This is a genomic window from Streptomyces sp. HSG2, from assembly GCF_016598575.1.
Lineage (GTDB): Bacteria > Actinomycetota > Actinomycetes > Streptomycetales > Streptomycetaceae > Streptomyces.
In genome coordinates this window covers 1,382,561-1,407,295 of the sequence record NZ_CP066801.1, presented here as the reverse complement: position 1 = coordinate 1,407,295, position 24,735 = coordinate 1,382,561, and the positions used below count along the sequence as shown (strand labels likewise).

At 71.6% G+C, this 24,735-nt stretch carries 26 protein-coding genes; 23 read left to right on the top strand and 3 right to left on the bottom strand.

Features of this window, described 5'->3' with window-relative positions; all coding sequences use genetic code 11:
• Positions 1–74: 74 nt before the first annotated feature.
• The 18 genes from JEK78_RS05650 (at position 75) to JEK78_RS05565 (ending at position 16,763) form a co-directional block, all read left to right on the top strand.
• Positions 75–1,214 (top strand): LCP family protein, encoded by a 1,140-nt coding sequence (locus JEK78_RS05650; RefSeq protein WP_200263008.1) that lies wholly within the window; start codon positions 75–77, stop codon positions 1,212–1,214.
• A 183-nt stretch (positions 1,215–1,397) separates the two neighbouring features.
• Positions 1,398–1,619 carry a 50S ribosomal protein L31 gene (rpmE, locus tag JEK78_RS05645; RefSeq protein WP_200263007.1) on the top strand — a complete coding sequence of 74 codons (222 nt, stop codon included), beginning with the start codon at positions 1,398–1,400 and terminating at the stop codon, positions 1,617–1,619.
• Positions 1,620–1,722: 103 nt separating this feature from the next.
• Positions 1,723–2,796, top strand: a complete 1,074-nt coding sequence (gene prfA / locus JEK78_RS05640) for a peptide chain release factor 1 (RefSeq protein WP_200263006.1) — start codon at positions 1,723–1,725, stop codon at positions 2,794–2,796.
• Positions 2,797–2,843: 47 nt separating this feature from the next.
• Positions 2,844–3,689 (top strand): peptide chain release factor N(5)-glutamine methyltransferase, encoded by an 846-nt coding sequence (gene prmC / locus JEK78_RS05635; protein WP_200263005.1) that lies wholly within the window; start codon positions 2,844–2,846, stop codon positions 3,687–3,689.
• A 52-nt stretch (positions 3,690–3,741) separates the two neighbouring features.
• Entirely contained in the window at positions 3,742–4,389 is a 648-nt protein-coding gene (locus JEK78_RS05630; protein ID WP_200263004.1) for an L-threonylcarbamoyladenylate synthase, read from the top strand.
• Positions 4,386–5,063: a protein-tyrosine-phosphatase gene (locus JEK78_RS05625; protein WP_200263003.1), complete on the top strand. Its 678-nt coding sequence runs from the start codon at positions 4,386–4,388 to the stop codon at positions 5,061–5,063. Before JEK78_RS05630 ends, JEK78_RS05625 begins: the two co-directional genes overlap by 4 nt.
• Before the next feature lie 245 nt (positions 5,064–5,308).
• Positions 5,309–6,553, top strand: coding sequence for a serine hydroxymethyltransferase (gene glyA, locus JEK78_RS05620; RefSeq protein ID WP_200263002.1), 1,245 nt, complete (start codon positions 5,309–5,311; stop codon positions 6,551–6,553).
• 126 nt (positions 6,554–6,679) lie between these two features.
• A complete protein-coding gene (locus tag JEK78_RS05615) occupies positions 6,680–8,014 on the top strand; it encodes an MraY family glycosyltransferase (protein WP_200263001.1) in 1,335 nt (444 codons plus the stop codon).
• Positions 8,015–8,349: 335 nt separating this feature from the next.
• Positions 8,350–8,787, top strand: a complete 438-nt coding sequence (locus JEK78_RS05610) for a hypothetical protein (protein ID WP_200263000.1) — start codon at positions 8,350–8,352, stop codon at positions 8,785–8,787.
• A 273-nt stretch (positions 8,788–9,060) separates the two neighbouring features.
• Complete coding sequence (gene atpB, locus JEK78_RS05605; protein WP_200264006.1) at positions 9,061–9,831, top strand: F0F1 ATP synthase subunit A; 771 nt, start codon at positions 9,061–9,063, stop codon at positions 9,829–9,831.
• Between the two features lie 75 nt (positions 9,832–9,906).
• On the top strand, positions 9,907–10,140 hold the full coding sequence (atpE, locus tag JEK78_RS05600; protein WP_143636214.1) for an ATP synthase F0 subunit C: 234 nt from the start codon (positions 9,907–9,909) through the stop codon (positions 10,138–10,140).
• Between the two features lie 41 nt (positions 10,141–10,181).
• Complete coding sequence (locus JEK78_RS05595) at positions 10,182–10,739, top strand: F0F1 ATP synthase subunit B (RefSeq protein ID WP_200262999.1); 558 nt, start codon at positions 10,182–10,184, stop codon at positions 10,737–10,739.
• Entirely contained in the window at positions 10,736–11,551 is an 816-nt protein-coding gene (locus tag JEK78_RS05590) for a F0F1 ATP synthase subunit delta (RefSeq protein ID WP_200262998.1), read from the top strand. Before JEK78_RS05595 ends, JEK78_RS05590 begins: the two co-directional genes overlap by 4 nt.
• A gap of 156 nt (positions 11,552–11,707) precedes the next feature.
• On the top strand, positions 11,708–13,297 hold the full coding sequence (atpA, locus tag JEK78_RS05585; RefSeq protein ID WP_200262997.1) for a F0F1 ATP synthase subunit alpha: 1,590 nt from the start codon (positions 11,708–11,710) through the stop codon (positions 13,295–13,297).
• A gap of 21 nt (positions 13,298–13,318) precedes the next feature.
• Positions 13,319–14,233 (top strand): F0F1 ATP synthase subunit gamma, encoded by a 915-nt coding sequence (locus JEK78_RS05580; protein ID WP_200262996.1) that lies wholly within the window; start codon positions 13,319–13,321, stop codon positions 14,231–14,233.
• Entirely contained in the window at positions 14,233–15,675 is a 1,443-nt protein-coding gene (gene atpD, locus JEK78_RS05575) for a F0F1 ATP synthase subunit beta (protein ID WP_200262995.1), read from the top strand. Before JEK78_RS05580 ends, atpD begins: the two co-directional genes overlap by 1 nt.
• 105 nt (positions 15,676–15,780) lie before the next feature.
• Positions 15,781–16,155, top strand: a complete 375-nt coding sequence (locus JEK78_RS05570) for a F0F1 ATP synthase subunit epsilon (RefSeq protein WP_200262994.1) — start codon at positions 15,781–15,783, stop codon at positions 16,153–16,155.
• A 161-nt stretch (positions 16,156–16,316) separates the two neighbouring features.
• A complete protein-coding gene (locus JEK78_RS05565; protein WP_200262993.1) occupies positions 16,317–16,763 on the top strand; it encodes a DUF2550 domain-containing protein in 447 nt (148 codons plus the stop codon).
• A 115-nt stretch (positions 16,764–16,878) separates the two neighbouring features.
• Here the strand turns inward: JEK78_RS05565 and JEK78_RS05560 are convergent, their stop codons facing one another.
• Together JEK78_RS05560 and JEK78_RS05555 are read right to left on the bottom strand one after the other, a co-directional pair.
• Positions 16,879–17,523, bottom strand: coding sequence for a response regulator transcription factor (locus JEK78_RS05560; RefSeq protein ID WP_200262992.1), 645 nt, complete (start codon positions 17,521–17,523; stop codon positions 16,879–16,881).
• Positions 17,520–18,731, bottom strand: a complete 1,212-nt coding sequence (locus JEK78_RS05555) for a histidine kinase (protein WP_200262991.1) — start codon at positions 18,729–18,731, stop codon at positions 17,520–17,522. Before JEK78_RS05555 ends, JEK78_RS05560 begins: the two co-directional genes overlap by 4 nt.
• 150 nt (positions 18,732–18,881) lie before the next feature.
• Here JEK78_RS05555 and JEK78_RS05550 point away from each other — a divergent pair, with 150 nt between their 5' ends.
• Together JEK78_RS05550 and JEK78_RS05545 are read left to right on the top strand one after the other, a co-directional pair.
• Complete coding sequence (locus tag JEK78_RS05550; RefSeq protein WP_200262990.1) at positions 18,882–19,463, top strand: hypothetical protein; 582 nt, start codon at positions 18,882–18,884, stop codon at positions 19,461–19,463.
• Positions 19,460–19,648 carry a DUF5708 family protein gene (locus JEK78_RS05545; protein ID WP_200262989.1) on the top strand — a complete coding sequence of 63 codons (189 nt, stop codon included), beginning with the start codon at positions 19,460–19,462 and terminating at the stop codon, positions 19,646–19,648. Before JEK78_RS05550 ends, JEK78_RS05545 begins: the two co-directional genes overlap by 4 nt.
• A gap of 10 nt (positions 19,649–19,658) precedes the next feature.
• Here JEK78_RS05545 and JEK78_RS05540 read toward each other — a convergent pair whose 3' ends face one another.
• Positions 19,659–20,231, bottom strand: a complete 573-nt coding sequence (locus JEK78_RS05540; RefSeq protein ID WP_200262988.1) for a cob(I)yrinic acid a,c-diamide adenosyltransferase — start codon at positions 20,229–20,231, stop codon at positions 19,659–19,661.
• Positions 20,232–20,491: 260 nt separating this feature from the next.
• On the opposite strand from JEK78_RS05540, the gene JEK78_RS05535 reads away from it, so the two are divergent.
• The 3 genes from JEK78_RS05535 (at position 20,492) to JEK78_RS05525 (ending at position 24,721) form a co-directional block, all read left to right on the top strand.
• Positions 20,492–21,340 (top strand): 3-hydroxyacyl-CoA dehydrogenase family protein, encoded by an 849-nt coding sequence (locus tag JEK78_RS05535; RefSeq protein WP_200262987.1) that lies wholly within the window; start codon positions 20,492–20,494, stop codon positions 21,338–21,340.
• A gap of 147 nt (positions 21,341–21,487) precedes the next feature.
• On the top strand, positions 21,488–21,811 hold the full coding sequence (locus JEK78_RS05530; RefSeq protein WP_200262986.1) for an STAS domain-containing protein: 324 nt from the start codon (positions 21,488–21,490) through the stop codon (positions 21,809–21,811).
• Positions 21,812–22,108: 297 nt separating this feature from the next.
• Positions 22,109–24,721 carry an ATP-binding protein gene (locus JEK78_RS05525; protein ID WP_200262985.1) on the top strand — a complete coding sequence of 871 codons (2,613 nt, stop codon included), beginning with the start codon at positions 22,109–22,111 and terminating at the stop codon, positions 24,719–24,721.
• Positions 24,722–24,735 lie beyond the last annotated feature (14 nt).

Below are 24,735 nucleotides of genomic sequence, written 5' to 3'. Positions count from 1 at the left end.
TAACGGCAGAAAACGGCCAATGGCCGGACCCCGTCCGCAGGGGAACCCGACCGGAGACGAGAGCCGAGGATCACATGTCCGCCCAGAGCACGCCGGGCCCCGACATACCCGGGGCGGCCGTGCCCCGCGGCCCGCGTCGTCGAGGCAAGGGGCGCCGCCGCAAACCGCGCGCCGGGCGCCGTCGCGGCATACGCCTGGTCGCCTGGACCGCCGCGGGGGTCGTCCTTCTCGGAGGGGCGGGCGCCGGGTACCTGTACGTCAAGTTCAACGGCAACCTCACCAGCGTCGACATCGACCGGATGCTGGGCGGCGACCGGCCCGCGGGTGCCGACGACGGATCCGAGAACATCCTGGTCATCGGCTCGGACTCGCGGTCGGGGGACAACCGGTCGGTCGGTGGCGGCACCGACGACGGCACCGCGCGCTCCGACACCGCCATGATCGTCCACGTGCACGAGGGCCACCGGGAGGCCAGCGTGGTCTCCATACCCCGCGACACCCTCGTCCACCGGCCGGACTGCGTCGACTCCCAAGGCGTCGACCACCCCGCAGAGGACGGCTCCATGTTCAACTCCGCGTACTCCGTCGGCGGCGCGGCCTGCGCCGTGAAGACCGTCGAGACCCTCAGCGGACTGCGCATGGACCACTACCTGGAGGTCGACTTCAGTGGTTTCCAACGGCTGATCGACGACCTCGGCGGAGTCGAGATCACCACCACCCAGGACATCCACGACCCGGACAGCCACCTCGACCTCGAAGCCGGCACCCACCGACTGGACGGCGAGGAGGCGCTCGCCCTGGTCCGCACCCGACACGGCGTCGGCGACGGCTCGGACCTCGGTCGCATCCAGCTCCAGCAGGCCTTCGTCAAGGCCCTCACGGAGCAGGTCGGCAGCCTCGGGCTGCTCGGCGACCCCACCCGCCTCTACAACCTCGCCGACACCGCCACGAAGAGTCTGACCACGGACTCGGACCTCGGCTCGGTGAACGCCCTGATGTCGTTCGCGGCCGATCTCGGCGGGATCGGGGCCTCGGACCTGACCATGATCACGCTGCCGGTGCACTACGCCCCCGACGACCCCAACCGCGTCGCCCCCGAGGAGGACGAGGCCCAGCGCCTGTGGACCGCGCTCAAGGCGGACGAGCCGATACCGACCACTCTGCGTGAGGGGTCCGCCACCGGTGAGGCCGGCGACGTGATCACCGTCCCCTGAGACGTGACCCGTTCGGCGGGAGCGGGGCCGCCGAAGGCCCCGCCGGTGCCGGCGGAATACCCGAGCCCGTCCCCCGGTTTTGGGAGACGGCACCAGTGCCGGCAGACTGGTACGTCGGCTCCGGTTCACGCCCTCGCACCCCGCGACGGCGACCCGGCGCCCTCCCTGAACCAAGGAGACACCGTGAAGCGCGACATCCACCCCGCGTACGTCGAGACGCAGGTCAGCTGCACCTGCGGCGCGTCGTTCACCACCCGAAGCACCATCGAGTCCGGCTCCATCCGGGCCGAGGTCTGCTCCGCGTGCCACCCGTTCTACACGGGCAAGCAGAAGATCCTCGACACCGGTGGCCGCGTGGCCCGTTTCGAGGCCCGCTTCGGCAAGGCCGCCGGCTCCAAGAAGTAGCGAGCAACCGACCGCCGGTCCACGGCCGCGTCCCGCAGGGCGCGCCGGGACCGGCGTTTTTGGTCGCTCGCCCTCCCCTTCACCGCAGCACAGGAGCCCCAAGATGTTCGAGGCCGTCGAGGATCTCGCCGCCGAGCACGCCGACCTGGAGACCCGGCTCGCCGACCCCTCGGTCCACGCCGACCAGGCCAACGCGCGCCGGTTGAACAAGCGCTACGCCGAACTCACCCCGATCATCACCGCCTACCGTTCCTGGAAGCGGACCGGCGACGACATCGCCACCGCCCGTGAGCTGGCCGCCGACGACCCCGACTTCGCCGCCGAGGTCAAGGAGCTGGAACACCTCCGCGAGGAGCTGACCGACCGGCTCCGGCTGCTGCTGGTTCCGCGCGACCCCAGCGACGACAAGGACGTCATCCTGGAGATCAAGGCCGGGGCGGGCGGCGACGAGTCCGCCTTGTTCGCCGGGGACCTGCTGCGCATGTACCTGCGGTACGCCGAGCGCGTCGGCTGGAAGACCGAGATCATCGACGCCACCGAGTCCGAGCTGGGCGGGTACAAGGACGTCCAGGTCGCCGTCAAGACCAAGGGCGGCCAGAGCCCCGAGCCCGGACAGGGCGTCTGGGCGCGGCTCAAGTACGAGGGCGGCGTCCACCGCGTCCAGCGGGTCCCGGCGACCGAGTCCCAGGGACGGATCCACACCTCCGCCGCCGGTGTTCTGGTCACACCGGAGGCCGAGGAGATCGACGTCGAGATCAACCCCAACGACCTGCGCGTCGACGTCTACCGGTCCTCCGGGCCGGGCGGCCAGTCCGTCAACACCACCGACTCCGCCGTGCGGATCACGCACGTCCCCACCGGCGTCGTCGCCTCCTGCCAGAACGAGAAGAGCCAGCTGCAGAACAAGGAGCAGGCGCTGCGTATCCTGCGCTCCAGGCTCCTCGCCATGGCGCAGGAGGAGGCGGAGAGGGAGGCCGCGGACGCCCGCCGCAGCCAGGTCCGCACCGTCGACCGGTCCGAGAAGATCCGCACCTACAACTTCCCGGAGAACCGCATCTCCGACCATCGCGTCGGCTTCAAGGCCTACAACCTCGACCAGGTGCTCGACGGCGACCTGGGCGCGGTGATCCAGGCCTGTGTCGACGCGGACTCGGCCGCCAAGCTCGCCGCGGCGTAACCGACGCACCGCGACCCGACGCCGCACGAAGACCCCGGAGGACCAGCGTGAACCTGCTGCTCGCGGAGGTGGCCCAGGCCGCCCAGCGGCTGGCCGACGCCGGCGTGCCCTCGCCGCGCACCGACGCGGAGGAACTCGCCGCGTTCGTGCACGGCGTCAAACGCGGCGAGCTGCACTCCGTCACCGACTCCGACTTCGACGCCCGCTACTGGGAGGTCGTCGCCCGGCGCGAGGCCCGCGAACCCCTCCAGCACATCACCGGACGCGCCTACTTCCGCTACCTGGAGCTCCAGGTCGGCCCGGGGGTCTTCGTGCCCCGACCGGAGACGGAGTCGGTCGTCGGATGGGCCATAGACGCGGTCCGCGCCATGGACGTGGTCGAGCCGTGCGTGGTCGACCTGTGCACCGGCTCGGGAGCCATCGCACTGGCCCTCGCCCAGGAGGTCCCGCGCTCGCGGGTCCACGCGGTGGAGCTGTCCGAGGACGCGCTCAGGTGGACCCGCCGCAACATGGCGGGATCGCGGGTCGACCTGCGGCAGGGCGACGCCCGTACGGCCTTCCCCGACCTCGACGGACAGGTCGACCTCGTCGTCTCCAACCCGCCGTACATCCCGCTCACCGAATGGGAGTACGTCGCCCCCGAGGCCCGTGACCACGACCCTCAGTTGGCGCTCTTCTCCGGGGAGGACGGACTCGACCTGATCCGCGGCCTGGAGCGCACCGCCCACCGACTGCTGCGACCCGGCGGCGTGGTCGTCGTCGAGCACGCCGACACCCAGGGCGGGCTGGTTCCGTGGATCTTCGCCGAGGAACGGGGCTGGGCCGACGCGGCCGACCACCCCGACCTCAACAACCGCCCGCGGTTCGCCACCGCCCGGAAGGCGCTGCCGTGAACCAGCGCCGCACTACGATTGCGCAGCACGTGCACGAGGAGGCCCGCTAGCTATGGCACGGCGATACGACACCAACGACGCGACCGACCGAGCGACCGGTCTGCGCGAGGCCGCGTCGGCGGTGCGCCGTGGCGAACTGGTGGTGCTGCCCACGGACACCGTCTACGGCGTCGGAGCCGACGCCTTCTCCGCCGAGGCCGTCGGCGACCTGCTGTCGGCCAAGGGACGCGGTCGCGCCATGCCCTCGCCGGTCCTGATCGGGTCCCCGAACACCCTGCACGGCCTGGTCACCGACTTCTCCGAGCGAGCGTGGGAGCTGGTCGACGCCTTCTGGCCGGGGGCGCTCACCCTCGTCGCCCGGCACCAGCCGTCGCTGCAATGGGACCTCGGGGAGACCCGGGGCACCGTCGCCGTGCGCATGCCGCTGCACCCCGTCGCCATCGAGCTGCTCACCGAGGTCGGACCGATGGCCGTCTCCTCCGCCAACCTCACCGGCCACCCGGCACCCGAGGACTGCGACGCCGCCCAGGGGATGCTCGGCGACTCCGTCTCGGTGTACCTCGACGGCGGACCCACCCCCGGCATCGAACCGTCCTCGATCGTGGACGTCACTCGCGCCACGCCGGTCCTGCTGCGTGCGGGCGCCCTGTCGGCGAGCGAGCTCAGGGAGGTCGTACCCGACCTCGAGGTGGCGAATTGACGGCCCCTGAGACGGGGCGCGGCACAGCCGACGAGGAACGACCGGCGGAGCGCACGAGCACCTTCGGCCTCCCCCGGGACAGCTTCCGCATCCTCCATGTCAGCACCGGCAACGTCTGCCGTTCCCCGATCACCGAGCGGCTCACCCGGCACTTCGTCCAGGAACGACTGGGCCTGCTCGGCGGTGGACTGATCGTGGAGAGCGCCGGGACCTGGGGGCACGAGGGCGCGCCCATGGAGAGCAACGCGGAGACGGTCCTGGCCGAGTTCGGCGCCGACGCCTCCGGGTTCCTCGGCCGGGAACTGCACGACGAGCACGTCATCCGCGCGGACCTGGTCCTGACGGCGACCCGGGACCACCGCGCCCAGGTCGTCTCCATGGGGCACTCGGCCGGCCTGCGCACCTTCACGCTGAAGGAGTTCACACGGCTCGTGGACGCCATCGACCCGGCGACCCTGCCCGCGCTGGAGGAGGGCCTGGTGGCCCGCTCCCGTGCCCTGGTGAGGGCCGCGGCGGCGTTGCGCGGCTGGCTGCTGGCGCCCACGGCGGAGGCGGACGAGGTCCACGACCCCTACGGCGCGCCACTGCCCTTCTTCCGATCGATCGGGGACGAGATACACCGGGCGCTCGATCCCGTGGTGACGGCGCTGACCGGGGTGGGCCCGCGCCCGTAGGCCCCGGCGTCCGGCAGCCGCCGGGACCCGCGTCCGGGGGGCGCCCGCCTCTCCGGACGCGGGTCCCGAGGCGCCGTCACGGCCCCTGGGACCGTTCCCCGCCGAGAGCGAGGCCGGCTCGCCGTCCGTCCTCGGCGGGCTCTCCCGGCCACGCCCGAGGCGGGCCGGATCCGCCTCACGGCGCGGGAGAGGCACGAGCGGCCTACATTGGACGTACGCCACCTCGCGACAGCCGGGAGCGCATCATGTCGGTCATCCACGCCACAGCGGCCGACGCGGGTGTCCTGGCGCGCCGCGACCCCGAGTTGGCCGACCTGCTGTTCGCCGAGGAACGACGGAGGTCGACCACGCTCCAGCTGACCGCCGCGGAGAACTTCGCCTCGCCCGCCGTGCTGGCGGCGCTCGCCTCGCCCCTGGCCGACAAGTACGCGGAGGGCTACCCCGGTGCGCGGCACCACGGCGGGTGCGAGATCGCCGACGCCGTCGAGCGGCTCGCCGCGGAGCGGGCCCGCGCGCTCTTCGGCGCCGAGCACGTCAACGCGCAGCCGCACTCGGGTTCCTCCGCGGTGCTGGCGGCCTACGCCGCGCTGCTGCGACCCGGGGACACCGTGCTGGCGCTCGGCCTGTCCCACGGGGGCCACCTCACCCACGGGTCGGCGGCGAACTTCTCCGGGCGATGGTTCTCGTTCCACTCCTATGGCGTGGACGCCGAGACCGGGCTCGTGGACCATCGGCAGGTGCGGACCCTGGCCCGGCTCCACCGCCCCAAGGCGATCGTGTGCGGGTCGACCGCCTATCCCCGCCACATCGACCACGCCTTCTTCCGGGAGGTCGCCGACGAGGTCGGCGCCTACCTGATCGCGGACGCCGCCCATCCGATCGGACTGGTCGCCGGGGGAGCGGCGCCCAGTCCGGTCCCATACGCGGACATCGTCTGCGCCACCACCCACAAGGTGTTGCGCGGCCCTCACGGCGGCATGCTGCTGTGCGGCGGGGAACTGGCCGAGCGGGTCGACCGGGCGGTGTTCCCGTTCACCCAGGGTGGCGCGCAGATGCACGTGGTCGCGGCGAAGGCCGTCGCCTTCGGCGAGGCGGCGACGGCGGAGTTCGCCGACTACACCCGCCGGGTGGTGGCCAACGCCCGCGCGCTGGCCGTCGCCTTGGCCGACGAGGGGCTGCCCGTCACCACCGGCGGGACCGACACCCACCTGGTCGCCGTCGACCCGGCCCCGACGGGCACCGAGGGGCGGGCGGCGCGCGACAGGCTGGGCGCCGTCGGCATGGTCCTGGACTGCTGCCCCCTGCCGCACGGCCGGTCACGTGGGCTGCGCCTGGGGAGCGCCGCGCTCACCACGCAGGGCATGGGGGAGGCGGAGATGCGCGCCGTCGCCGGTCTGCTGGCGGGGGTGCTCCGCGGCGACGTGTCCCTCGCAGTCGCCCGGGAGAGGGTGCGTGACCTGGCCTTGGCCTTCCCGGTCCGCCGGGCCTGAACGGGGCTCTCGGGCCCGGTGAGGACCCGCTCCGGAACCGCGGTGGCCCCCCGGAAGTCCTCACGGGTGAGCGCGCCTCGCTAGGGTGTGGGGCTGAGACGGCCAGCGAGACCTGTGGGGAAGCCCGTGCGTGAATACCTGCTGACGCTCTGCGTCACGGCCGCTGTGACGTATCTGCTGACCGGGCCGGTGCGCAAGTTCGCGATCGTCGCGGGGGCCATGCCGCAGATCCGAGCGCGGGACGTCCATCGGGAGCCGACGCCGAGGCTGGGCGGCATCGCCATGTTCGCCGGCCTGTGCGCGGGCATGTTGGTGGCGGACCACCTCACCAACCTCAGCGGGCTCTTCGAGCGTTCCAACGAGCCTCGGGCCCTGCTGTCCGGGGCCGCCCTGATCTGGCTGATCGGCGTCCTGGACGACAAGTTCGAGCTCGACGCCCTGATCAAGCTGGGTGGTCAGATGATCGCCGCCGGCGTGATGGTGGTGCAGGGTCTGACCATCCTGTGGCTGCCGATCCCCGGGGTCGGCAACGTGGCGCTCACCCAGGGTCAGGGGACGCTGCTGACGGTCGCGCTGGTGGTGATCACCATCAACGCGGTCAACTTCGTGGACGGGCTGGACGGGCTGGCGGCCGGCATGGTCTGCATCGCCGCCGCGGCGTTCTTCATGTACGCCTACCGGATCTGGTACTCCTATGGCATCGAGGCCGCCGCCCCGGCCACGTTGTTCGCGGCGATCCTGGTGGGCATGTGCCTGGGCTTCCTGCCCCACAACATCCACCCGGCCCGGATCTTCATGGGCGACTCCGGATCGATGTTGATCGGTCTGGTCCTGGCGGCGGGCGCGATCTCGATCACCGGACAACTGGACCCGGACGCGATCGGTCTGTTCTCCGGGTCCGAACGCAACACCGTGCACCAGATGGTGCCCGTGTACATCCCGCTGTTGATGCCGCTGAACGTGATCGCGATCCCGGCCGCCGACCTGGTCCTGGCCATCGTCCGACGGACCTGGCGCGGCCAGTCCCCCTTCGCGGCCGACCGAGGGCACCTGCACCATCGGCTGTTGGAGGTCGGGCACTCGCACAGTCGTGCCGTGCTGATCATGTACTTCTGGTCGGCGTTGATCGCCTTCGGCGCGCTGGCGTACTCGGTGAACTCCGCGTCGATGTGGATCGTGTTGGGGGTCGTCGTCCTCAGCGCGGTGGGTCTCGCGCTGCTCCTGATGCCCCGCTTCGAGCCGCGGGCGCCGCGTTGGGCGGAGAGCGTGGTGCCGCCGCGCTACCGGCGGCGCCGCCGGGTCGCGGTCGAGCCCGTTTCCCCTCCGGGCGAGGACCCGGCGGCGGACGCGGCCACGGCGGACGACGTCCGGGAACGCGTCCCGGTACGCGCGGGGGCCTCCGGAGCGGGGAGTCTCAACGGGGCGACGGCTGTGGGCCCTCGCTCCCGGCTCCGCCGCTGAGGGTGCCGTTCGGCAAGGAGGCGCCGAACGGGTTTGCCAACTCGTGGGAATCGTCCGGGGTGTTGGCGTGCGAAGCAGGGAACGCAATCGCCCTAATACCACGCGAAGTGGTCACCCCAAGGCTCAAACGCGCGCCATCACCCTCATGTGTGAGAGTGAGCACACGCTCAGGTAAAGACCTCATCAAATAGTTTGTGATACCGTTCACGAGAATTCCGGGATGGAGCCCAAGGGTCGCCTCGCGACGGTCTCCTCGGCGTCAGGAGCTCGCTCGGTCCGGGATTACGCTCGTCCATGACGACACCCCTGCCCCCTGCGAAAGCGGAGATGCCGCCATGCCGTCCAACGACGTCCGGACCTTGTCCCAGGCTGCCGTCCCCACGGCCGCCGTCGGGGTGACCGCCGCCGTGATCGGCGCGGTGGCCGTCGGCGGGCGGGGGGTGATCGGTGCCTTGGTCGCCGCGGTGGTGGTGATCCTCTTCATGGGGATCGGTCTGTACGTCCTGCAGCGCGTGGCCCGGTCGCTTCCGCACCTCTTCCAGGCCATGGGGCTGATGCTCTACATGGCACAGATCCTCTTGTTGTTCGTCTTCCTGACGGCCTTCAGGGACACCACGCTCTTCGACCCGAAGGTCTTCGCGTTCACCCTGGTCGCGGCCACCCTGACCTGGATCGCGGCGCAGACCCGAGCCCACATGAAGGCCAAGATCCTCTACGTCGAGCCGGAACCGGTCGCGGGCCGGGGGCCCGGTGGGCCGGGGCGGGCGCGGTGAGAGGTAGGGGCGGGATAAGAGCCCATGAGAGACCCTGCTATCGTCCGGTGCCAACTGCGGCATCGTGGGCGCGGGCATCCGAGCTGAGGCCCGCCCGAACGCGAGGCGGGACACCCCACGACCGCCCCCACATCCGTAACACCAGTCCCGTGCCGAACCGCGGCCTCGCGCCGCGCCGACACAACGAGGTTGCCGTACCCATGCGTCACGCCGAAGGAGCCCGCGGTGAGTGCTGACCAGACCCAGCTCGCCTTTGACTGGAGCTGTCGGGTCATGTCCGACAACGGCTGTGGCTTTCCGGCTCCCGGCCTGCACTCGTTCCTCTTCAAGCCGATCTTCACCGTCGGCGGGTTCGAGTTCAACAAGGTGATGCTGCTCGCTCTCATCACCACCGTCGTCGTCACGGTCTTCTTCTGGGCGGCCTTCGGCAAGGCGCGGGTGGTGCCGGGCAAGCTGCAGATGGTCGGAGAGGCCGGCTACGACTTCGTCCGCCGCACCATCGTCTACGAGACGCTCGGAAAGCGGGAGGGCGAGAAGTACGTCCCGCTGATGGTCTCGCTGTTCTTCTTCATCTGGATCATGAACATCTGGTCGGTGATCCCGCTCGCCCAGTTCCCGGTGTCGTCGATCATCGCTTACCCGATCGTGCTGGCGGTCATCGTCTACCTGGTCTGGGTGTCGCTGACCTTCAAGCGCCACGGATTCGTCGGCGCCCTCAAGAACTTCACGGGCTACGACAAGTCGCTCGGCCCGGTGCTGCCGCTCGTCGTGGTGATCGAGTTCTTCTCCAACCTGCTGGTCAGGCCGTTCACCCACGCGGTGCGACTGTTCGCCAACATGTTCGCCGGTCACCTGATGCTGGTGATGTTCACCGTCGCCTCCTGGTACCTGCTGAACAGCTGGATGATCCCTGCGGCGGGCGTCTCCTTCGCGATGACCATCGCCATGATCCTCTTCGAGCTCTTCGTGCAACTCGTGCAGGCGTACGTCTTCGTCCTGCTCGCTTGCTCCTACATCCAGGGCGCTCTCGCCAAGCACCACTGAGCGACCCGCACCACACCCCCATGATCGTCCGGTGGCCAACCCCCGCCGGTCCGGAAAAGAGAAGGAAGAATCAGCATGGCTGCCCTTGAGACCCTCGCCGCCGTCGAAGGCAACATCGGTTCCATCGGCTACGGCCTCGCCGCGATCGGCCCCGGTGTCGGCGTCGGCATCATCTTCGGCAACGGCACCCAGGCGCTGGCCCGCCAGCCCGAGGCCGCCGGTCTGATCCGTGCCAACCAGATCCTCGGCTTCGCCTTCTGTGAGGCGCTCGCCCTCATCGGCATCGTCATGCCGTTCGTCTACAACTGACGAACGCCGACGAGCCAAACGTTTCGACGAAAGGCACTGATGTGATCGCCAAGCTCGTACAGCTGGCGGCCGAGGAAGAGCAGAACCCGCTCATTCCGCCGGGCCCCGAGCTGCTCGTGGGCACCATCGCCTTCGCCATCGTGTTCTTCTTCTTCTGGAAGAAGCTGCTTCCGAACATCAACAAGGTTCTGGAGGAGCGTCGCGAGGCCATCGAGGGCGGTATCGAGAAGGCCGAGGCCGCGCAGACCGAGGCCCAGAGCGTCCTGGAGCAGTACAAGGCACAGCTCGCCGAGGCACGCCACGAGGCCGCGCGGCTGCGTCAGGAGTCGCAGGAGCAGGGCGCCGCGCTCATCGCCGAGATGCGCGCGGAGGGCCAGCGTCAGCGCGAGGAGATCGTCGCCGCGGGCCACGCCCAGATCCAGGCCGACCGGAAGGCCGCCGCGTCCGCGCTGCGCCAGGACCTCGGCACGCTCGCGACGGAACTGGCCGGCAAGCTGGTCGGCGAGTCCCTCGAGGACCACGCTCGGCAGAGCCGCGTCATCGACCGGTTCCTGGACGAGCTCGAGGACAAGTCGGCGAAGGCCGAGGCCACGCGATGAACGGAGCGAGCCGCGAGGCCCTGGCAGCCGGACGCGAGCGACTCGACGCGCTGACGGACTCCACGTCCGCCGACGCGGCGCGGCTCGCCGACGAGCTGGCCGCCGTCACCGCGCTGCTCGACCGCGAGGTGTCGCTGCGTCGGGTCCTCACCGACCCGGCGCAGTCCCCGGAGGCCAAGGCGGACCTGGCGCGGCGCCTGGTCGGGACCCGGATCGGCGGCGACACGGCCGACCTGGTGTCCGGTCTGGTGCGCTCCCGGTGGTCGCGCAGCCGTGACCTGGTGGACGCGCTGGAGCAGCTGGCCGACACCGCCGATCTCACGGCCGCCCAGCGGGACGGCACGCTGGACGATGTGGAAGACGAACTCTTCCGCTTCGGCCGGATCGTCGCCTCCAGCACCGAGCTCCGCGCCGCGCTGACCGACCGCGAGGCGCCCGCCTCGGCCAAGGCCGGGCTGCTGGGCACCTTGCTCGGGGGCAGGGCCAAGCCGGGCACGGAGCGCCTGGTGACCCGCCTGGTCACGGCTCCGCGAGGACGTAGTCTGGAGTCGGGGGTCGAGTCCCTGTCCAGGCTCGCGGCCGAGCGGCGCGACCGCATGGTCGCCGTCGTCACCTCGGCGGTCCCGCTGAGCGACCCGCAGAAGCGACGCCTCGGCGCCGCCCTCGCCGGGCTCTACGGGCGACCGCTCCACCTCAACCTGGACGTGGACCCCGAGGTCCTCGGCGGAATCCGGGTGCGGGTCGGCGACGAGGTCATCAACGGTTCCATCGCGGACCGCATCGAGGCCGCCGGCCGCCGACTGGCGGGCTGACGGCCCCGAGCGGCCGACCGGCCGCCGCGGCAACTGAATACGCAGGAAGTACCTACGGCCCTGGTTGGGCCGTGCAGAGGATGCAGAGTTTCTGGGGGGAGCCCCCAGATCCCCCCCAAGAAACTTCGGGCCCAACAAGGAGAGCAGGGAACCCAGATGGCGGAGCTCACGATCCGGCCGGAGGAGATCCGGGACGCGCTGGAGAACTTTGTCCAGGCGTACAAGCCGGACGCGGCCTCGCGCGAGGAGGTCGGCACGGTCACCTTTGCCGGCGACGGCATCGCCAAGGTGGAGGGCCTCCCCTCGACCATGGCCAACGAGCTGCTGAAGTTCGAGGACGGCACCCTCGGCCTCGCCCTCAACCTCGAGGAGCGCGAGATCGGTGCCATCGTCCTCGGCGAGTTCAGCGGTATCGAGGAGGGCCAGCCGGTCAGCCGTACCGGCGAGGTCCTGTCGGTCGCCGTCGGCGAGGGCTACCTCGGCCGCGTGGTCGACCCGCTCGGCAACCCGATCGACGGCCTCGGCGAGATCGAGACCGAGGGACGCCGCGCCCTCGAACTGCAGGCCCCTACGGTGATGCAGCGCAAGTCGGTCCACGAGCCCATGGAGACCGGCTACAAGGCCGTGGACGCCATGACGCCGATCGGCCGCGGCCAGCGACAGCTGATCATCGGCGACCGGCAGACCGGCAAGACCGCGCTGGCCGTCGACACGATCATCAACCAGCGCGACAACTGGCGCACCGGCGACCCGAACAAGCAGGTCCGCTGCATCTACGTCGCCATCGGCCAGAAGGGCTCCACCATCGCCGGCGTGCGCCGCGCGCTGGAGGAGAACGGCGCCCTGGAGTACACGACCATCGTCGCCGCCCCGGCGTCCGACCCTGCGGGCTTCAAGTACCTGGCCCCCTACACCGGTTCGGCCATCGGTCAGCAGTGGATGTACCAGGGCAAGCACGTCCTGATCGTCTTCGACGACCTGTCCAAGCAGGCCGACGCCTACCGTGCCGTCTCGCTGCTGCTGCGCCGTCCGCCGGGTCGCGAGGCCTACCCGGGCGACGTGTTCTACCTGCACTCCCGGCTCCTGGAGCGCTGCGCCAAGCTCTCCGACGACCTGGGCGCCGGCTCGATGACCGGTCTGCCGATCGTCGAGACCAAGGCCAACGACGTCTCGGCGTTCATCCCGACCAACGTCATCTCCATCACCGACGGCCAGTGCTTCCTGGAGTCGGACCTGTTCAACGCCGGTCAGCGACCCGCGCTGAACGTCGGCATCTCGGTCTCCCGCGTCGGCGGCAGCGCCCAGCACAAGGCGATCCGCCAGGTCTCGGGCCGGCTCCGCGTCGACCTCGCCCAGTACCGCGAACTGGAGGCGTTCGCCGCCTTCGGCTCCGACCTGGACGCCGCGTCGAAGGCACAGCTGGAGCGAGGTCAGCGGATGGTGGAACTGCTCAAGCAGGGCCAGTACCAGCCGATGGCCACCGAGGACCAGGTCATCTCCGTCTGGGCCGGCACCAACGGCAAGATGGACGACGTCCCGGTCGCGGACATCCGACGCTTCGAGTCGGAGCTCCTGGACCACCTGCACCGCACCGAGCAGGGCCTGATGACCTCCATCAAGGAGGGCGGCAAGATGTCCGACGACACGCTGCAGGCCATCGGCGACGCCATCGCCGACTTCAAGAAGCAGTTCGAGACCTCGGACGGCAAGCTGCTCGGCGAGGACGCTCCGGCCGCCGCCAAGTGACGTAAGGAAGGGACCTGACTCATGGGAGCCCAGCTCCGGGTCTACAAGCGTCGCATCCGATCCGTCACCGCGACCAAGAAGATCACGAAGGCGATGGAGATGATCGCCGCCTCGCGTGTCGTCAAGGCACAGCGCAAGGTGGCGTCCTCCACGCCCTACGCGCGGGAACTGACCCGCGCGGTCACGGCGGTCGGTTCGGGTTCGAACACCCAGCACCCGCTCACGACGGAGGCGGAGAACCCGACCCGTGCCGCGGTCCTGCTCCTCACGAGCGACCGGGGCCTGGCCGGAGCCTTCAACTCCAACGCCATCAAGGCCGCCGAGCAGCTCACCGAGCGGCTGGAGAAGGACGGCAAGGAGGTCGACGTCTACATCGTCGGCCGACGCGGTCTCGCGCACTACACCTTCCGTGAGCGGAAGGTGGCGCGGTCGATGACCGGATTCACCGACGAGCCCACCTACGCCGACGCCAAGAAGGTCGCCGCCCCGCTGATCGAGGCGATCGAGACGGACTCGGCCGACGGTGGCGTCGACGAACTGCACATCGTCTACACCGAGTTCGTGTCGATGATGGTCCAGACCGCCGTGGACGCCCGACTGCTGCCGCTGCGGCTGGACGAGGTGGCGGACAAGCCCCGCGAGGGCGAGATCGCGCCGCTGTACGACTTCGAGCCGTCGGCCGAGGACGTCCTCGACGCGCTGCTGCCGCGCTACGTGGAGAGCCGCATCTACAACGCGCTTCTCCAGTCGGCCGCTTCGAAGCACGCCGCCACGCGTCGTGCCATGAAGTCGGCCACCGACAACGCCGGTGAGCTGATCGAGAGCCTCACCCGGCTTGCCAACCAGGCCCGACAGGCCGACATCACCCAGGAAATCAGCGAGATCGTCGGTGGCGCGAGCGCCCTCGCCGACGCGACCGCGGGGAGTGACTACTAATGACCACCACTGCTGAGACGGCCACGGCGACGGGCCGCGTCGCGCGGGTCATCGGCCCGGTCGTCGACGTGGAGTTCCCCGTCGACGCGATGCCGGACATCTACAACGCGCTGCACGTCGAGGTCGCCGACCCGGCCGAGGACGGCAAGAACAAGACGCTGACGCTCGAAGTCGCCCAGCACCTGGGCGACGGCGTGGTCCGCGCGATCTCGATGGAGCCCACTGACGGTCTGGTCCGCCAGGCCCGGGTTACCGACACCGGCGCGGGGATCACGGTCCCGGTCGGCGACGTCACCAAGGGCCGGGTGTTCAACACCCTCGGCCAGGTGCTGAACGACGACCCGTCGGTCCTCGACGGCGCCGAGCGCTGGGCGATCCACCGCACGGCTCCCGCCTTCGACCAGCTCGAGTCGAAGACCGAGATGTTCGAGACCGGCCTGAAGGTCGTCGACCTCCTCACCCCGTACGTCAAGGGTGGAAAGATCGGTCTGTTCGGTGGAGCCGGCGTCGGCAAGACCGTGCTCATCCAGGAAATGATCATGCGTGTGGCGAAGCTGCACGAGGGTGTGTCGGTCTTCGCGGGCGTGGGCGAGCGCACCCGTGAGGGCAACGACCTCATGGTCGAGATGGAGGAGGCCGGCGTTCTGGACAAGACCGCGCTGGTCTTCGGGCAGATGGACGAGCCTCCGGGCACCCGTCTGCGCGTGGCGCTGTCCGGTCTGACGATGGCGGAGTACTTCCGCGACGTCCAGAAGCAGGACGTGCTGTTCTTCATCGACAACATCTTCCGCTTCACCCAGGCCGGCTCCGAGGTCTCGACCCTGCTCGGCCGGATGCCCTCCGCGGTGGGTTACCAGCCGAACCTGGCCGACGAGATGGGTGTCCTCCAGGAGCGCATCACCTCGACCCGCGGTCACTCGATCACCTCGATGCAGGCGATCTACGTCCCCGCGGACGACCTGACGGACCCGGCCCCGGCCACCACCTTCGCCCACCTCGACGCGACGACGGTGCTCTCCCGTCCGATCTCGGAGAAGGGCATCTACCCGGCCGTGGACCCGCTGGACTCCACCTCCCGGATCCTGGACCCCCGCTACATCGCGCAGGACCACTACGACGCCGCCATGCGCGTCAAGAACATCCTGCAGAAGTACAAGGACCTCCAGGACATCATCGCGATCCTCGGCATCGACGAACTGGGCGAGGAGGACAAGCTCGTCGTCCACCGCGCCCGTCGCGTGGAGCGCTTCCTCTCGCAGAACACCCACGCCGCCAAGCAGTTCACCGGCGTGGACGGTTCGGACGTGCCACTGGACGAATCGATCGCCGCGTTCAACGCGATCTGCGACGGCGAGTACGACCACTTCCCCGAGCAGGCCTTCTTCATGTGCGGCGGGCTCGAGGACCTGAAGAAGAACGCGAAGGAGCTGGGCGTCTCCTGACCCCGCCTCCCCTCGGGAGGGGTCGGGCGCGTCCCGCCCCCTCCCGTACGCCACTTGCAACCCACACCCGGCACACCCGCCGGGTGGTGACCCGAGGAGCCACTCTTGGCTGCTGAGCTGCACGTCGCGCTGGTCGCGGCCGACCGAGAGGTCTGGTCCGGCGAGGCCACCCTGGTCGTCGCGCGCACCACGTCCGGCGACATCGGCGTCATGCCCGGTCACCAGCCGCTGCTCGGTGTGCTGGAGTCGGGCCCGGTGACGATCCGGACGCGCGAGGGAGGGACGGTCGTCGCCGCGGTGCACGGCGGTTTCCTCTCCTTCTCCGACGACAAGCTGTCGGTGCTGGCCGAGATCGCCGAGCTGTCGGACGAGATCGACATCCAGCGCGCCGAGCGGGCACTGGAGCGTGCCAAGTCGGACGCCGACGCCTCGGCGCAGCGCCGGGCCGACGTCCGGCTGCGAGCCGCGACGGCGCGCTGACCCCCGAGGGCCGGGCCCGGGGCCATTAGGCTCTGGGAAAGCCGTACGATGAGTGCCTCAGCCGCGGCTGGGACCGGAGCGATCCGGACCCGGCCGCGGCTGTGCCGGATGGGGGACGTCCCACGCGTCCCGTCGCCTAGGAGACGAGGAGGTCGGTTTCGGTGGTCCTCGCTCTGACCGTGAGCGGTGTCGTCGTCGCCCTGGTGCTGGTCGGCCTGTTCGTCTTCGGGCTGCGTCGCCGGCTGATCCAACGTTCCGGCGGCACCTTCGACTGCTCGGTGCGCTGGGACGCCCCGCAGGAGGGCGAGGGCACCGGGAAGGGCTGGGCCTACGGGGTCTCCCGCTACAACGGCGACCGCGTCGAGTGGTACCGGGTCTTCTCCTACTCCCCACGCCCCCGACGGATCCTGGAACGCGCCGCGATCGAGGTCGCCGGACGACGGGTTCCGGCCGGGGACGAGGAACTGGCGCTCCTGTCCGACGCCGTCGTACTGGCCTGCCTGCACCGGGGCACCCGCCTGGAGCTGGCGATGAGCGAGGACGCGCTGACCGGCTTCCTGGCCTGGCTGGAGGCGGCCCCCCCGGGACAGCGAGTCAACGTCGCCTGACCCGGCTCGCCCTCCCGGGGGAATCCCGACCGTCCGAACCGTCGCGCCTCGTCGTGTCCGGTCGAGCGGCGAAGCGCGAGGCGGGAACGTCCACGGAACACCGGGAGGGACCTCCTCAGCGTTCCACCCTCCGGGCCAGCACCGCCGCCTCCATGCGACTGCGCAGCCCCAGCTTGGCCAGCACCCTGCTAACGTGGGTCTTCACCGTGGCCTCCGCCATCGTCAGGCGTTCCGCCACGGCGGCGTTGGACAGCCCCTCTCCGAGGCACGCGAGGACCTCGCGCTCCCGCCGGGTCAGCTCGGCCAGACCCGGCGGCGGGGGGACGGGGCCGGGCTTCTCGGGACTGCGGGCGAACTCGGCGATCAACCGTCGGGTGACCGCCGGGGCGAGCACGCCCTCACCGGCTGCCACCGCCCGCACCGCCGCGATCAGGTCGGCGGCCTCGGCACTCTTCAGCAGGAAGCCGGCGGCACCCGCCCGCAGGGCGCCGAAGACGTACTCGTCGAGATCGAAGGTGGTCAACACCAGGACCTCGGCGACTCCCTCGCCCGCCACCAGGCGGGTCGCCGCCACCCCGTCCAGGCAGGGCATCCGCAGATCCATCACGACCAGATCGGGGCGGAGTTCCCGGGCCAGCGCGACGGCCCGCTCGCCGTCCGCCGCCTGTCCGACCACTTCGATGTCCGGGGCGCTGTCGAGGATGAGCACCAGCCCCGCGCGGACCGCGGACTGGTCCTCGGCCACCAGCACACGGATCACGCGACCACCCCCCGCGTCGCGCTCTCCACGACAGGCAGGCGGGCCCGCACCGACCAGACGGCGCGCCCGTCCTCTCCGGCGACCGGTCGGGGACCCACCTCCAGGTCGCCGCCCAGCAACCCGACCCGCTCCCGCATGCCGACCAGCCCCGCCCCGGATCCCGGGAGCCGGGGGGGCCGGGGGCCGTCCCCGTCGTAGGGGCTGGTCACCTCCACGCGCAGGACGTTCCCGGCACGGGCCAGCACCACCGTGACCGGGCCCGGCCCGGCGTGTTTCAACGCGTTGGTGAGCGACTCCTGGACGATCCGGTAGGCCGCCAGCTCGACGGGGGTGGACAGCCCCGCTCCCTGCCCCGCCACCAGACGGACCTCCGTCCCGTGGGCGCGCGCCGATGCCACCAGGGAGTCCAGACCCGCCAGAGTCGGGGCCGGCCCCGGGCCGTCGTCGCCCTCGGGGTCCCGGGACAACGCGATCAGCCTTCGCATCTCCTCCAACCCCGCCACACTGTTCTCCCGGATCACCGACAGTGCCTCGCGGCTGGTGGCCTCGTCGCGCAGGGAGAGGGCGGCGGTGGAGTGCAGGGCCACGGCCGAGAGGCGGTTGGCGACCAGGTCGTGCCACTCCCTCGCCATCCGGGCGCGCTCCGCCGTCACCGCCTGTACCCGGTCCATCTCGGCCAGCAGCGCGGTCTGTTCCGCCCGGGACACCGCCGCCTCGGCCCGCTCCCGGTGCCCGCGGACCAGTAGCCCGGTGGAGGCGGGCGCGAAGGTGACGAGCCCGACGTACACGCCCACCAACAATGCCTCCGGGACCCGCCACACGGCGTAGGGCACCACGGCCGCGACGGCCGTGATCAGCCCCGTGTACCGGGGCAGGGCACGGGCCGTCGCCGGGGGGCCGTACAGGACGGCGGCGTACACGACGTCGGTGTACAGCAGGACCGTGACGAGGCTGCCCTCCGTCGTGGTGTCCACCACGAGTGCCGCCGTGGCGATGGTCACGGCGGCGCGTGGCGCGCTTCGACGGAACACCGCGCAGCCCGCGGTCAGCGACAGCGCCAGGAGCGGTGGCCAGCGCCCTTCGAGGAGCACGATGGGTTGGCCGGAGGGGCGCATCACCAGGCCCACCCCCCACAACACCGCCCCGCACAGCAGTCCCGCCACCGCGAGGAACACGTCGAACCGGTGCGGGCGGGGGAGGGCGACCATCCGCCCATCCAACACGGTGCGAGAGGCGGGCGACAGAGCCGCGGGACGGATTCGGCCTGCATCCTTCGGCGTACCGCCGACTCGTCCCCCGCGACGAGGATTTCGGCCGTCGGACAGGGAACCGTGGAGGCGGATCGGGAGGAGCCCCATGTGATCGTCCAACTCGTCATCGCCTGCGAGGTCGGCTTCTGGGTGCTGCTGGTCGCCGGCCTGACGTCCCGTTATGTGTTGCGGATGCCCCGCGTGGGACTGACCCTGCTCCTGTTGGAACCACTTCTGGAGGTGGTGCTGTTGACGGCCACGGCGATCGACCTGGGACGGGGAGCCGAGCCGCGCGCCGAGCACGGCGTGGCCGCGCTGTATCTCGGCTACACCGTCGGCCACGGCCATCGCACGGTCCGGTGGCTCGACGGCCACGCCGCCCACCGCTTCGAGGGGCGCCCGTTGGTCCGGCCGCCACGCCGCGGTCCGGCACGAGCCCGACACGAGGCGCGGGTGTGGCTCGGAACCCTGGTCGGCGGGGCGGTCGCGGTGCTGCTGCTACGACTGGCCATCCTGTACGTCAACGACCCGTCCCGTGTCGGCACGCTGCTGGAGTGGCAGGCCAAGGTTTGCTTCCTCGTCGTCGCACACGGCCTGTTCGCCCTCTCCTACGCGGTGTGGCCCCGCAGGGCGCCCGAAGCGCCTGCCGACACCCGGCCGGGAACGGTCGACGAGGGGACACGACGGTGACGCGGAACCGGAAGGACGCCTTGGAGGGCGCCGGCACCCTGGCCCTGGGCCTCGTCCTGCGTCTGGCCCTCCCGGACGTCTCGCTGCCGCTGGTCGATCCGGCGAAGGTGGGCGTGGTCCTGATGTGTGTCGGCGCCCTGCAACTGGCCCTCGCCGGCCACCGCCGGCTGCGGTCCGTCGAGTAGGCGCCCGGTCCTACCGCTCGCCGCCCGGCACCCACAGCACGTCACCGACCGACTTGTTGGCCGTGCGGGCGAGGATGAACAACAGGTCGGACAGGCGGTTGAGGTAGGTGGCGGTCAGCGGGTTCATCGTGTCGCCGTGGGTGTCGAGCGCCTGCCAGGTCGAGCGCTCGGCCCGGCGGACCGCGGTGCAGGCCTGGTGCAGCAGGGCCGCCCCGGGCGTGCCGCCCGGAAGGATGAAGGAGCGCAGCTTCTCCAGACCGGCGTTGAAGCGGTCGCAGTCCTCTTCCAAGCGGTCGATGTAGAACTGCTCCACGCGCAGCGGCGGAAACTCCGGGTCCTCCACCACCGGTGTGCACAGGTCCGCGCCCACGTCGAAGAGGTCGTTCTGGACGCGGACGAGGACCGAGACGACCTCCTCGTGCAGGGCGCCCAGGGCCACGGCGGTCCCCAGCGCCGCGTTGGCCTCGTTGGCGTCGGCGTAGGCGGTGATCCGGGGGTCCGTCTTGGGCACCCGGCTCCCGTCGCCCAGGGCGGTGGTGCCGTCGTCGCCGGTCCTCGTGTAGATGCGCGTCAGGTTGACCATGTCCCCAGGGTAGGCGCGCCGCCCCTCGGTCGGGACCCTCGCCGGGGCGGGGCCCGGCACCCCGTCGCGGGCGATCCCGCGCGGGGCGGGCGTCGGTCCGGCCGGGCTCAACTACGCCGTACGTGGCGCGGAATGGCCCTCTGCGGTGTGATGTCCGTCATGTGAGACGTGACGCGCGTTACTAACCGGTCACAGGGGCTCTCCGGAACGCTAGTGTCCGCCCCGAGAAGAAGAACAGCGTGTATCAGGGGAGTCGCACAGTGGCACGGAAGCTCGCCGTCATCGGAGCCGGACTCATGGGGTCCGGTATCGCCCAGGTATCCGCGCGGGCGGGCTGGGACGTCGTGCTGCGCGACGTCACCGACGCGGCGCTGACGCGGGGGACCGACGGCATCCGGTCCTCGTACGACCGGTTCGTCGCCAAGGGCGGGATGACCGAGGACGAGGCCGCCGCGGCCCTCGATCGGATCACCACCACCACCGACCTGGAAGCCGTCGCGGACGCGGACGTCGTCGTGGAGGCCGTGTTCGAGAAGCTGGAGGTCAAGCACGAGATCTTCCGTGCCCTGGACAAGCTGGTGAAGGACGAGGCGGTGCTGGCGTCCAACACGTCGGCGATCCCGATCACCAAGATCGCCGCGGCGACGGAGAGCCCCGAACGGGTCGTGGGCACGCACTTCTTCTCCCCGGTGCCGATGATGCGACTGTGCGAACTGGTACGCGGCTACAAGACCACTGACGAGACGCTCGCCGCCGCCCGGGAGTTCGCCGAGTCCACCGGCAAGACCTGCGTCGTCGTCAACCGCGACGTGGCCGGTTTCGTCACCACACGGCTCATCTCGGCCCTCGTGGTCGAGGCGGCCAAGCTCCACGAGTCGGGCGTCGCCACCGCCGGGGACATCGACCTGGCCTGCAAGCTGGGCTTCGGCCACGCCATGGGCCCGTTGGCCACCGCCGACCTGACGGGCGTCGACATCCTGTTGCACGCCACCGGGAACATCTACGCCGAGACGCAGGACGAGAAGTTCGCCCCGCCGGAGTCGATGCGCCGGATGGTGGACGCCGGTGACATCGGCCGCAAGAGCGGGCAGGGCTTCTACCGACACTGACGACGACGGGCCCCGGTGACCACCGCGCCCGCCGGGGTTCTCGGCCCTCGGCGGCCCGGGGGCCGACCCCTCCCGCGGCGTCGGCCGGCGCCGGGCCGCCGGTACGCACCACGCCAGGCAGACGTAGACGCAGGACGGGGAACGCATATGCACATCAGCGGCGACCACAGCGAGCTGGTCGTCGGGGGGCGCCTCGACGTCCGCAGCGCCGCGGACGCCCGCACGATCCTGCACGAGGCCGTGGACGCGGGCGAGGGTGACCTGCTCCTGGACCTCTCCGGGCTGGAGTCGTGGGACGCCACCGGACTCGGCGTCATCATGGGGGTTCACCGGAGGGCCGGTCGACGCGGTCGGCGGCTCGTGTTGCGGGGGGTGCCCCTCCAGATGCAGCGACTGCTGGTGGCCACTCGTCTCCATCGGATCCTCGCCGTCGAGGGCGGCATCGGAGTGGAGAACCTCCCCCGGGTGTGACGCGATCCGCCCCGCCCGCGACCATCCCGGCGGGGGAGCGCCGCCGGGAAGTACGAGACGGCGACGACGGACCGGGGCATCCCGGGCGAGACACCCGCTAGGCCCAATCCTCATGAGAATGTGACCTCGTGAGCCTGCGGGGTGTCCGCCCGGTCGGGAATACTGGGTGAGGATTCGGTACCGGCCGCCGGTCGCCTCGCGACGTCCGGCGTGGCCCGGGCCAGGAGCGACAGCGCGGTGTGCGGCAAGGCCTGGGGGGCTCGGAGCGCACCCGACCTTGTTTGGGGGCGTGAACCCATGGAGGCGACCGACCGGGGAGCCGAGGAGTACGGCCGGGATGGCCGGAGCGGCCACCCGCCGCGCCCGCGCGGGCCCGAGGACCAGCTCGCCGCCCCGGGACGAAGCGCGACCACCCCGTCCCGCGTGGTGCGACTCGTCTCCGGGGACCTGCTGGTGACCGTCAATCCGGTCGACGGCAGCGAGATCGAACCGTGCCCGCCCGCCGAGGCACCCGGTACCCCGCGCAAGCTCACGGCGGCCGAGCGCGTCGAGGTCGCCCGCGCGGCCCGGCCCCCCGCCCCGTCCGGCCCCGACGCCCGCCCCGCTCCGCCGCTCATCGCCCGGCAGGAGGAGCGGGAACACCTGGTGCGGACGCTGGCCCGGGGACGCTCCGTGCGGCTGACGGGTCCGGCGGGCTCCGGTCGCACGCGGCTGCTGGAGATCGTCGCGGAGGACTGCGCGGACCTCGCCCCGGACGGCGTCGTCCGTCTCGACGGCTGCCATCGCGGCGCCGACGACCTGTTGGAGGAGTTGTTCCGCGCCACCCACCACGCGCCGTGCCACCGGCCGGATCGTGCCGAACTCCCGGCGCTGGTCGCCGAGATCGGCGCGATCGTCGTCCTGGACGACGCCGAGATCGGCGGCGCCGCGCTCGACACCCTGCTCGGCGCGGCCCCGGAGTGCGCCTTTCTGCTGGCCACCGCCCCGGAGGTGCCCGCTCCGTCGACGTCCGCGGCCGTGGAGGAGGTCGTCCTGGGCGGCCTGGAACGCTCGGCCTGCGTGGAGTTGTCGGAGCACGCGGTGGGCCGGTCCCTCACCGCCGAGGAGTCGAGCTGGGTCGGCGACCTGTGGTTCGAGTCCGAAGGCCTGCCGCTGCGCTTCGTCCAGGCCTCGGCGCTGCTCCGGCATCGCGACCGAGCCCGTGCCGGGGCCGAGGCCGTCGACGAGTTCGGCGTGTTCGCCGAGGCGACGCCGGAGGACGCGGCCCCTTGCGACACGGGCGGCGACGAGGCGACTCCGCTGCCCGCGCTCCAAGAGGTGGCCGCGCCCGCCGCGCTGTTGGCGTCCCGACTGAGTCGCTCGGCCCGGGTCACCTTGGAGTTCGCGGTGGCGCTCGGTGGCGAGGTGCCGCACCAGGCGCATCTCCCCGCCCTGGTCGGCGACACCCGCGCCGACTCCGCCCTGGGCGAGTTGACCGCCTGCGGGTTGGTCACCCCGGTCGGATCCCGGTACCGGCTGGCGGCCGGTGTCCTGCCCCGACTGACGGCCGACGGCTACGGCGAGGACGCCACGGCCCGGGCCCGCGACGCGGCCCGCCACTACGCCTGGTGGGCCGGGCACCCCTCCGTCACACCGGAGCGCGTCGGCGCCGAGGCCGACGCGATCCTGGCCGCGCTCGCCGTGTTGGCTCCGGTCGCGGCGCCACGGGACGGGGACGAGGTCGGCCCGGCCGTGCGGTTGGCCCGCACGGTCGCGCCCGCCTTCGCCGCCGGATCGCGTTGGGGAGCCTGGGAGCGGGCGTTGCGGTCGGGTGCCGAAGCCGCCCGGCTCGCCGGCGAGGTCGCGGAACAGGCCTACTTCCACCATGAACTGGGCGTCCTCGCCCTCTGCCGGTCCTCCTACGACCGGGCCCGGGCGGAGCTGGAGACGGCCATCGGGCTGCGTGGGGCCGCCGCGGACCGACGGGGGAGCGTGGCCGCCCGCCGAGCGCTGGCGCTGGTGGCCGACCGTACCGGGGACACCCCCGGGGTGGGCGCCCTCGGTGTCGTCGGACCGCCGGTGGTACCGGAGCCCTTTGCCACGGCGCCGGCTCGCGGTCTCGAACCGGCCGCTCTCGTCGAGCCCGTCCGATCGCCCCCGGAGCCCCTCCGGCTGGACGCGTTCCCCGCGACGCCGGCGGAGACGACCCTCGTCGCAGGTGGCGTCCCCGACGCGCGGCCCCGACGGTCGGGAGGCGGGATCGCCGGCCTCGCACGGCGCAACCTCGTCGCCGCGGGGGCGGGGGCCCTGCTCGTCGCGGTGCTGGGCACGGTGGTGACGCTCGGCGCGACCGCCGGCGGCGAAGGCGTGGTACCCGCCGACCGGGTCGGGGTGGACCCGTCCGCCAGCCAGGGGCTCGGTGGTGGTGACCTGAGCGCCGAGCGGGCGGTCGAGGACGACACGCCCAAGAGCGGTGGCGCCCCCGGCGTGCCCGCCGGAGAACCCGTGGCCGACGACCGGGAGGTCGTCCCGGGAGTCACGGACGCCCCCGCCGGGACCACCTCCCCCGAGTCGTCCGCCGAAGTCGACGTCCCGGCGCGCGCGACGGCGTCCGACGCGTCGGACGACCCCGAGGACTCGGCGACCCCGAGCGTCACACCGTCACCTCGGGTTCCCTCACCGCCGGTGGAGCCGTCGGACCCGGAGGGCGAGGAGACCGAACCCGGGCCGTCCGGCACCGCTTCCGCGACGTCGCCCACCGAGGTCGAGGACGACCCCGCGCCCTCGGAGACCGCCACGATGGACCCCTCCACCACGGACTCGGCGAGTGGCACCACCACCCCGGTGGAGGCGAGCGGTTCCGCCGCATCGGAGACCGGGGCTTCCGGAACGGGAACGCCGGGCGCGGCGGGATCCCCGGAGATCATCTGAGTCGTTCCCTCGCC

What these genes read in the sequence shown, in the direction of transcription:
- atpE (WP_143636214.1), top strand. Translation starts at nt 9,907, where the DNA reads ATGGCTGCCCTTGAGACCCTCGCCGCCGTCGAAGGCAACATCGGTTCC.
- JEK78_RS05540 (WP_200262988.1), bottom strand. Translation starts at nt 20,231, where the DNA reads ATGGTCAACCTGACGCGCATCTACACGAGGACCGGCGACGACGGCACC.
- JEK78_RS05530 (WP_200262986.1), top strand. Translation starts at nt 21,488, where the DNA reads ATGCACATCAGCGGCGACCACAGCGAGCTGGTCGTCGGGGGGCGCCTC.
- JEK78_RS05590 (WP_200262998.1), top strand. Translation starts at nt 10,736, where the DNA reads ATGAACGGAGCGAGCCGCGAGGCCCTGGCAGCCGGACGCGAGCGACTC.
- atpA (WP_200262997.1), top strand. Translation starts at nt 11,708, where the DNA reads ATGGCGGAGCTCACGATCCGGCCGGAGGAGATCCGGGACGCGCTGGAG.
- atpB (WP_200264006.1), top strand. Translation starts at nt 9,061, where the DNA reads ATGTCCGACAACGGCTGTGGCTTTCCGGCTCCCGGCCTGCACTCGTTC.
- JEK78_RS05650 (WP_200263008.1), top strand. Translation starts at nt 75, where the DNA reads ATGTCCGCCCAGAGCACGCCGGGCCCCGACATACCCGGGGCGGCCGTG.
- JEK78_RS05630 (WP_200263004.1), top strand. Translation starts at nt 3,742, where the DNA reads ATGGCACGGCGATACGACACCAACGACGCGACCGACCGAGCGACCGGT.
- atpD (WP_200262995.1), top strand. Translation starts at nt 14,233, where the DNA reads ATGACCACCACTGCTGAGACGGCCACGGCGACGGGCCGCGTCGCGCGG.
- JEK78_RS05610 (WP_200263000.1), top strand. Translation starts at nt 8,350, where the DNA reads ATGCCGTCCAACGACGTCCGGACCTTGTCCCAGGCTGCCGTCCCCACG.
- JEK78_RS05525 (WP_200262985.1), top strand. Translation starts at nt 22,109, where the DNA reads ATGGAGGCGACCGACCGGGGAGCCGAGGAGTACGGCCGGGATGGCCGG.
- glyA (WP_200263002.1), top strand. Translation starts at nt 5,309, where the DNA reads ATGTCGGTCATCCACGCCACAGCGGCCGACGCGGGTGTCCTGGCGCGC.
- prfA (WP_200263006.1), top strand. Translation starts at nt 1,723, where the DNA reads ATGTTCGAGGCCGTCGAGGATCTCGCCGCCGAGCACGCCGACCTGGAG.
- JEK78_RS05580 (WP_200262996.1), top strand. Translation starts at nt 13,319, where the DNA reads ATGGGAGCCCAGCTCCGGGTCTACAAGCGTCGCATCCGATCCGTCACC.
- JEK78_RS05555 (WP_200262991.1), bottom strand. Translation starts at nt 18,731, where the DNA reads ATGGTCGCCCTCCCCCGCCCGCACCGGTTCGACGTGTTCCTCGCGGTG.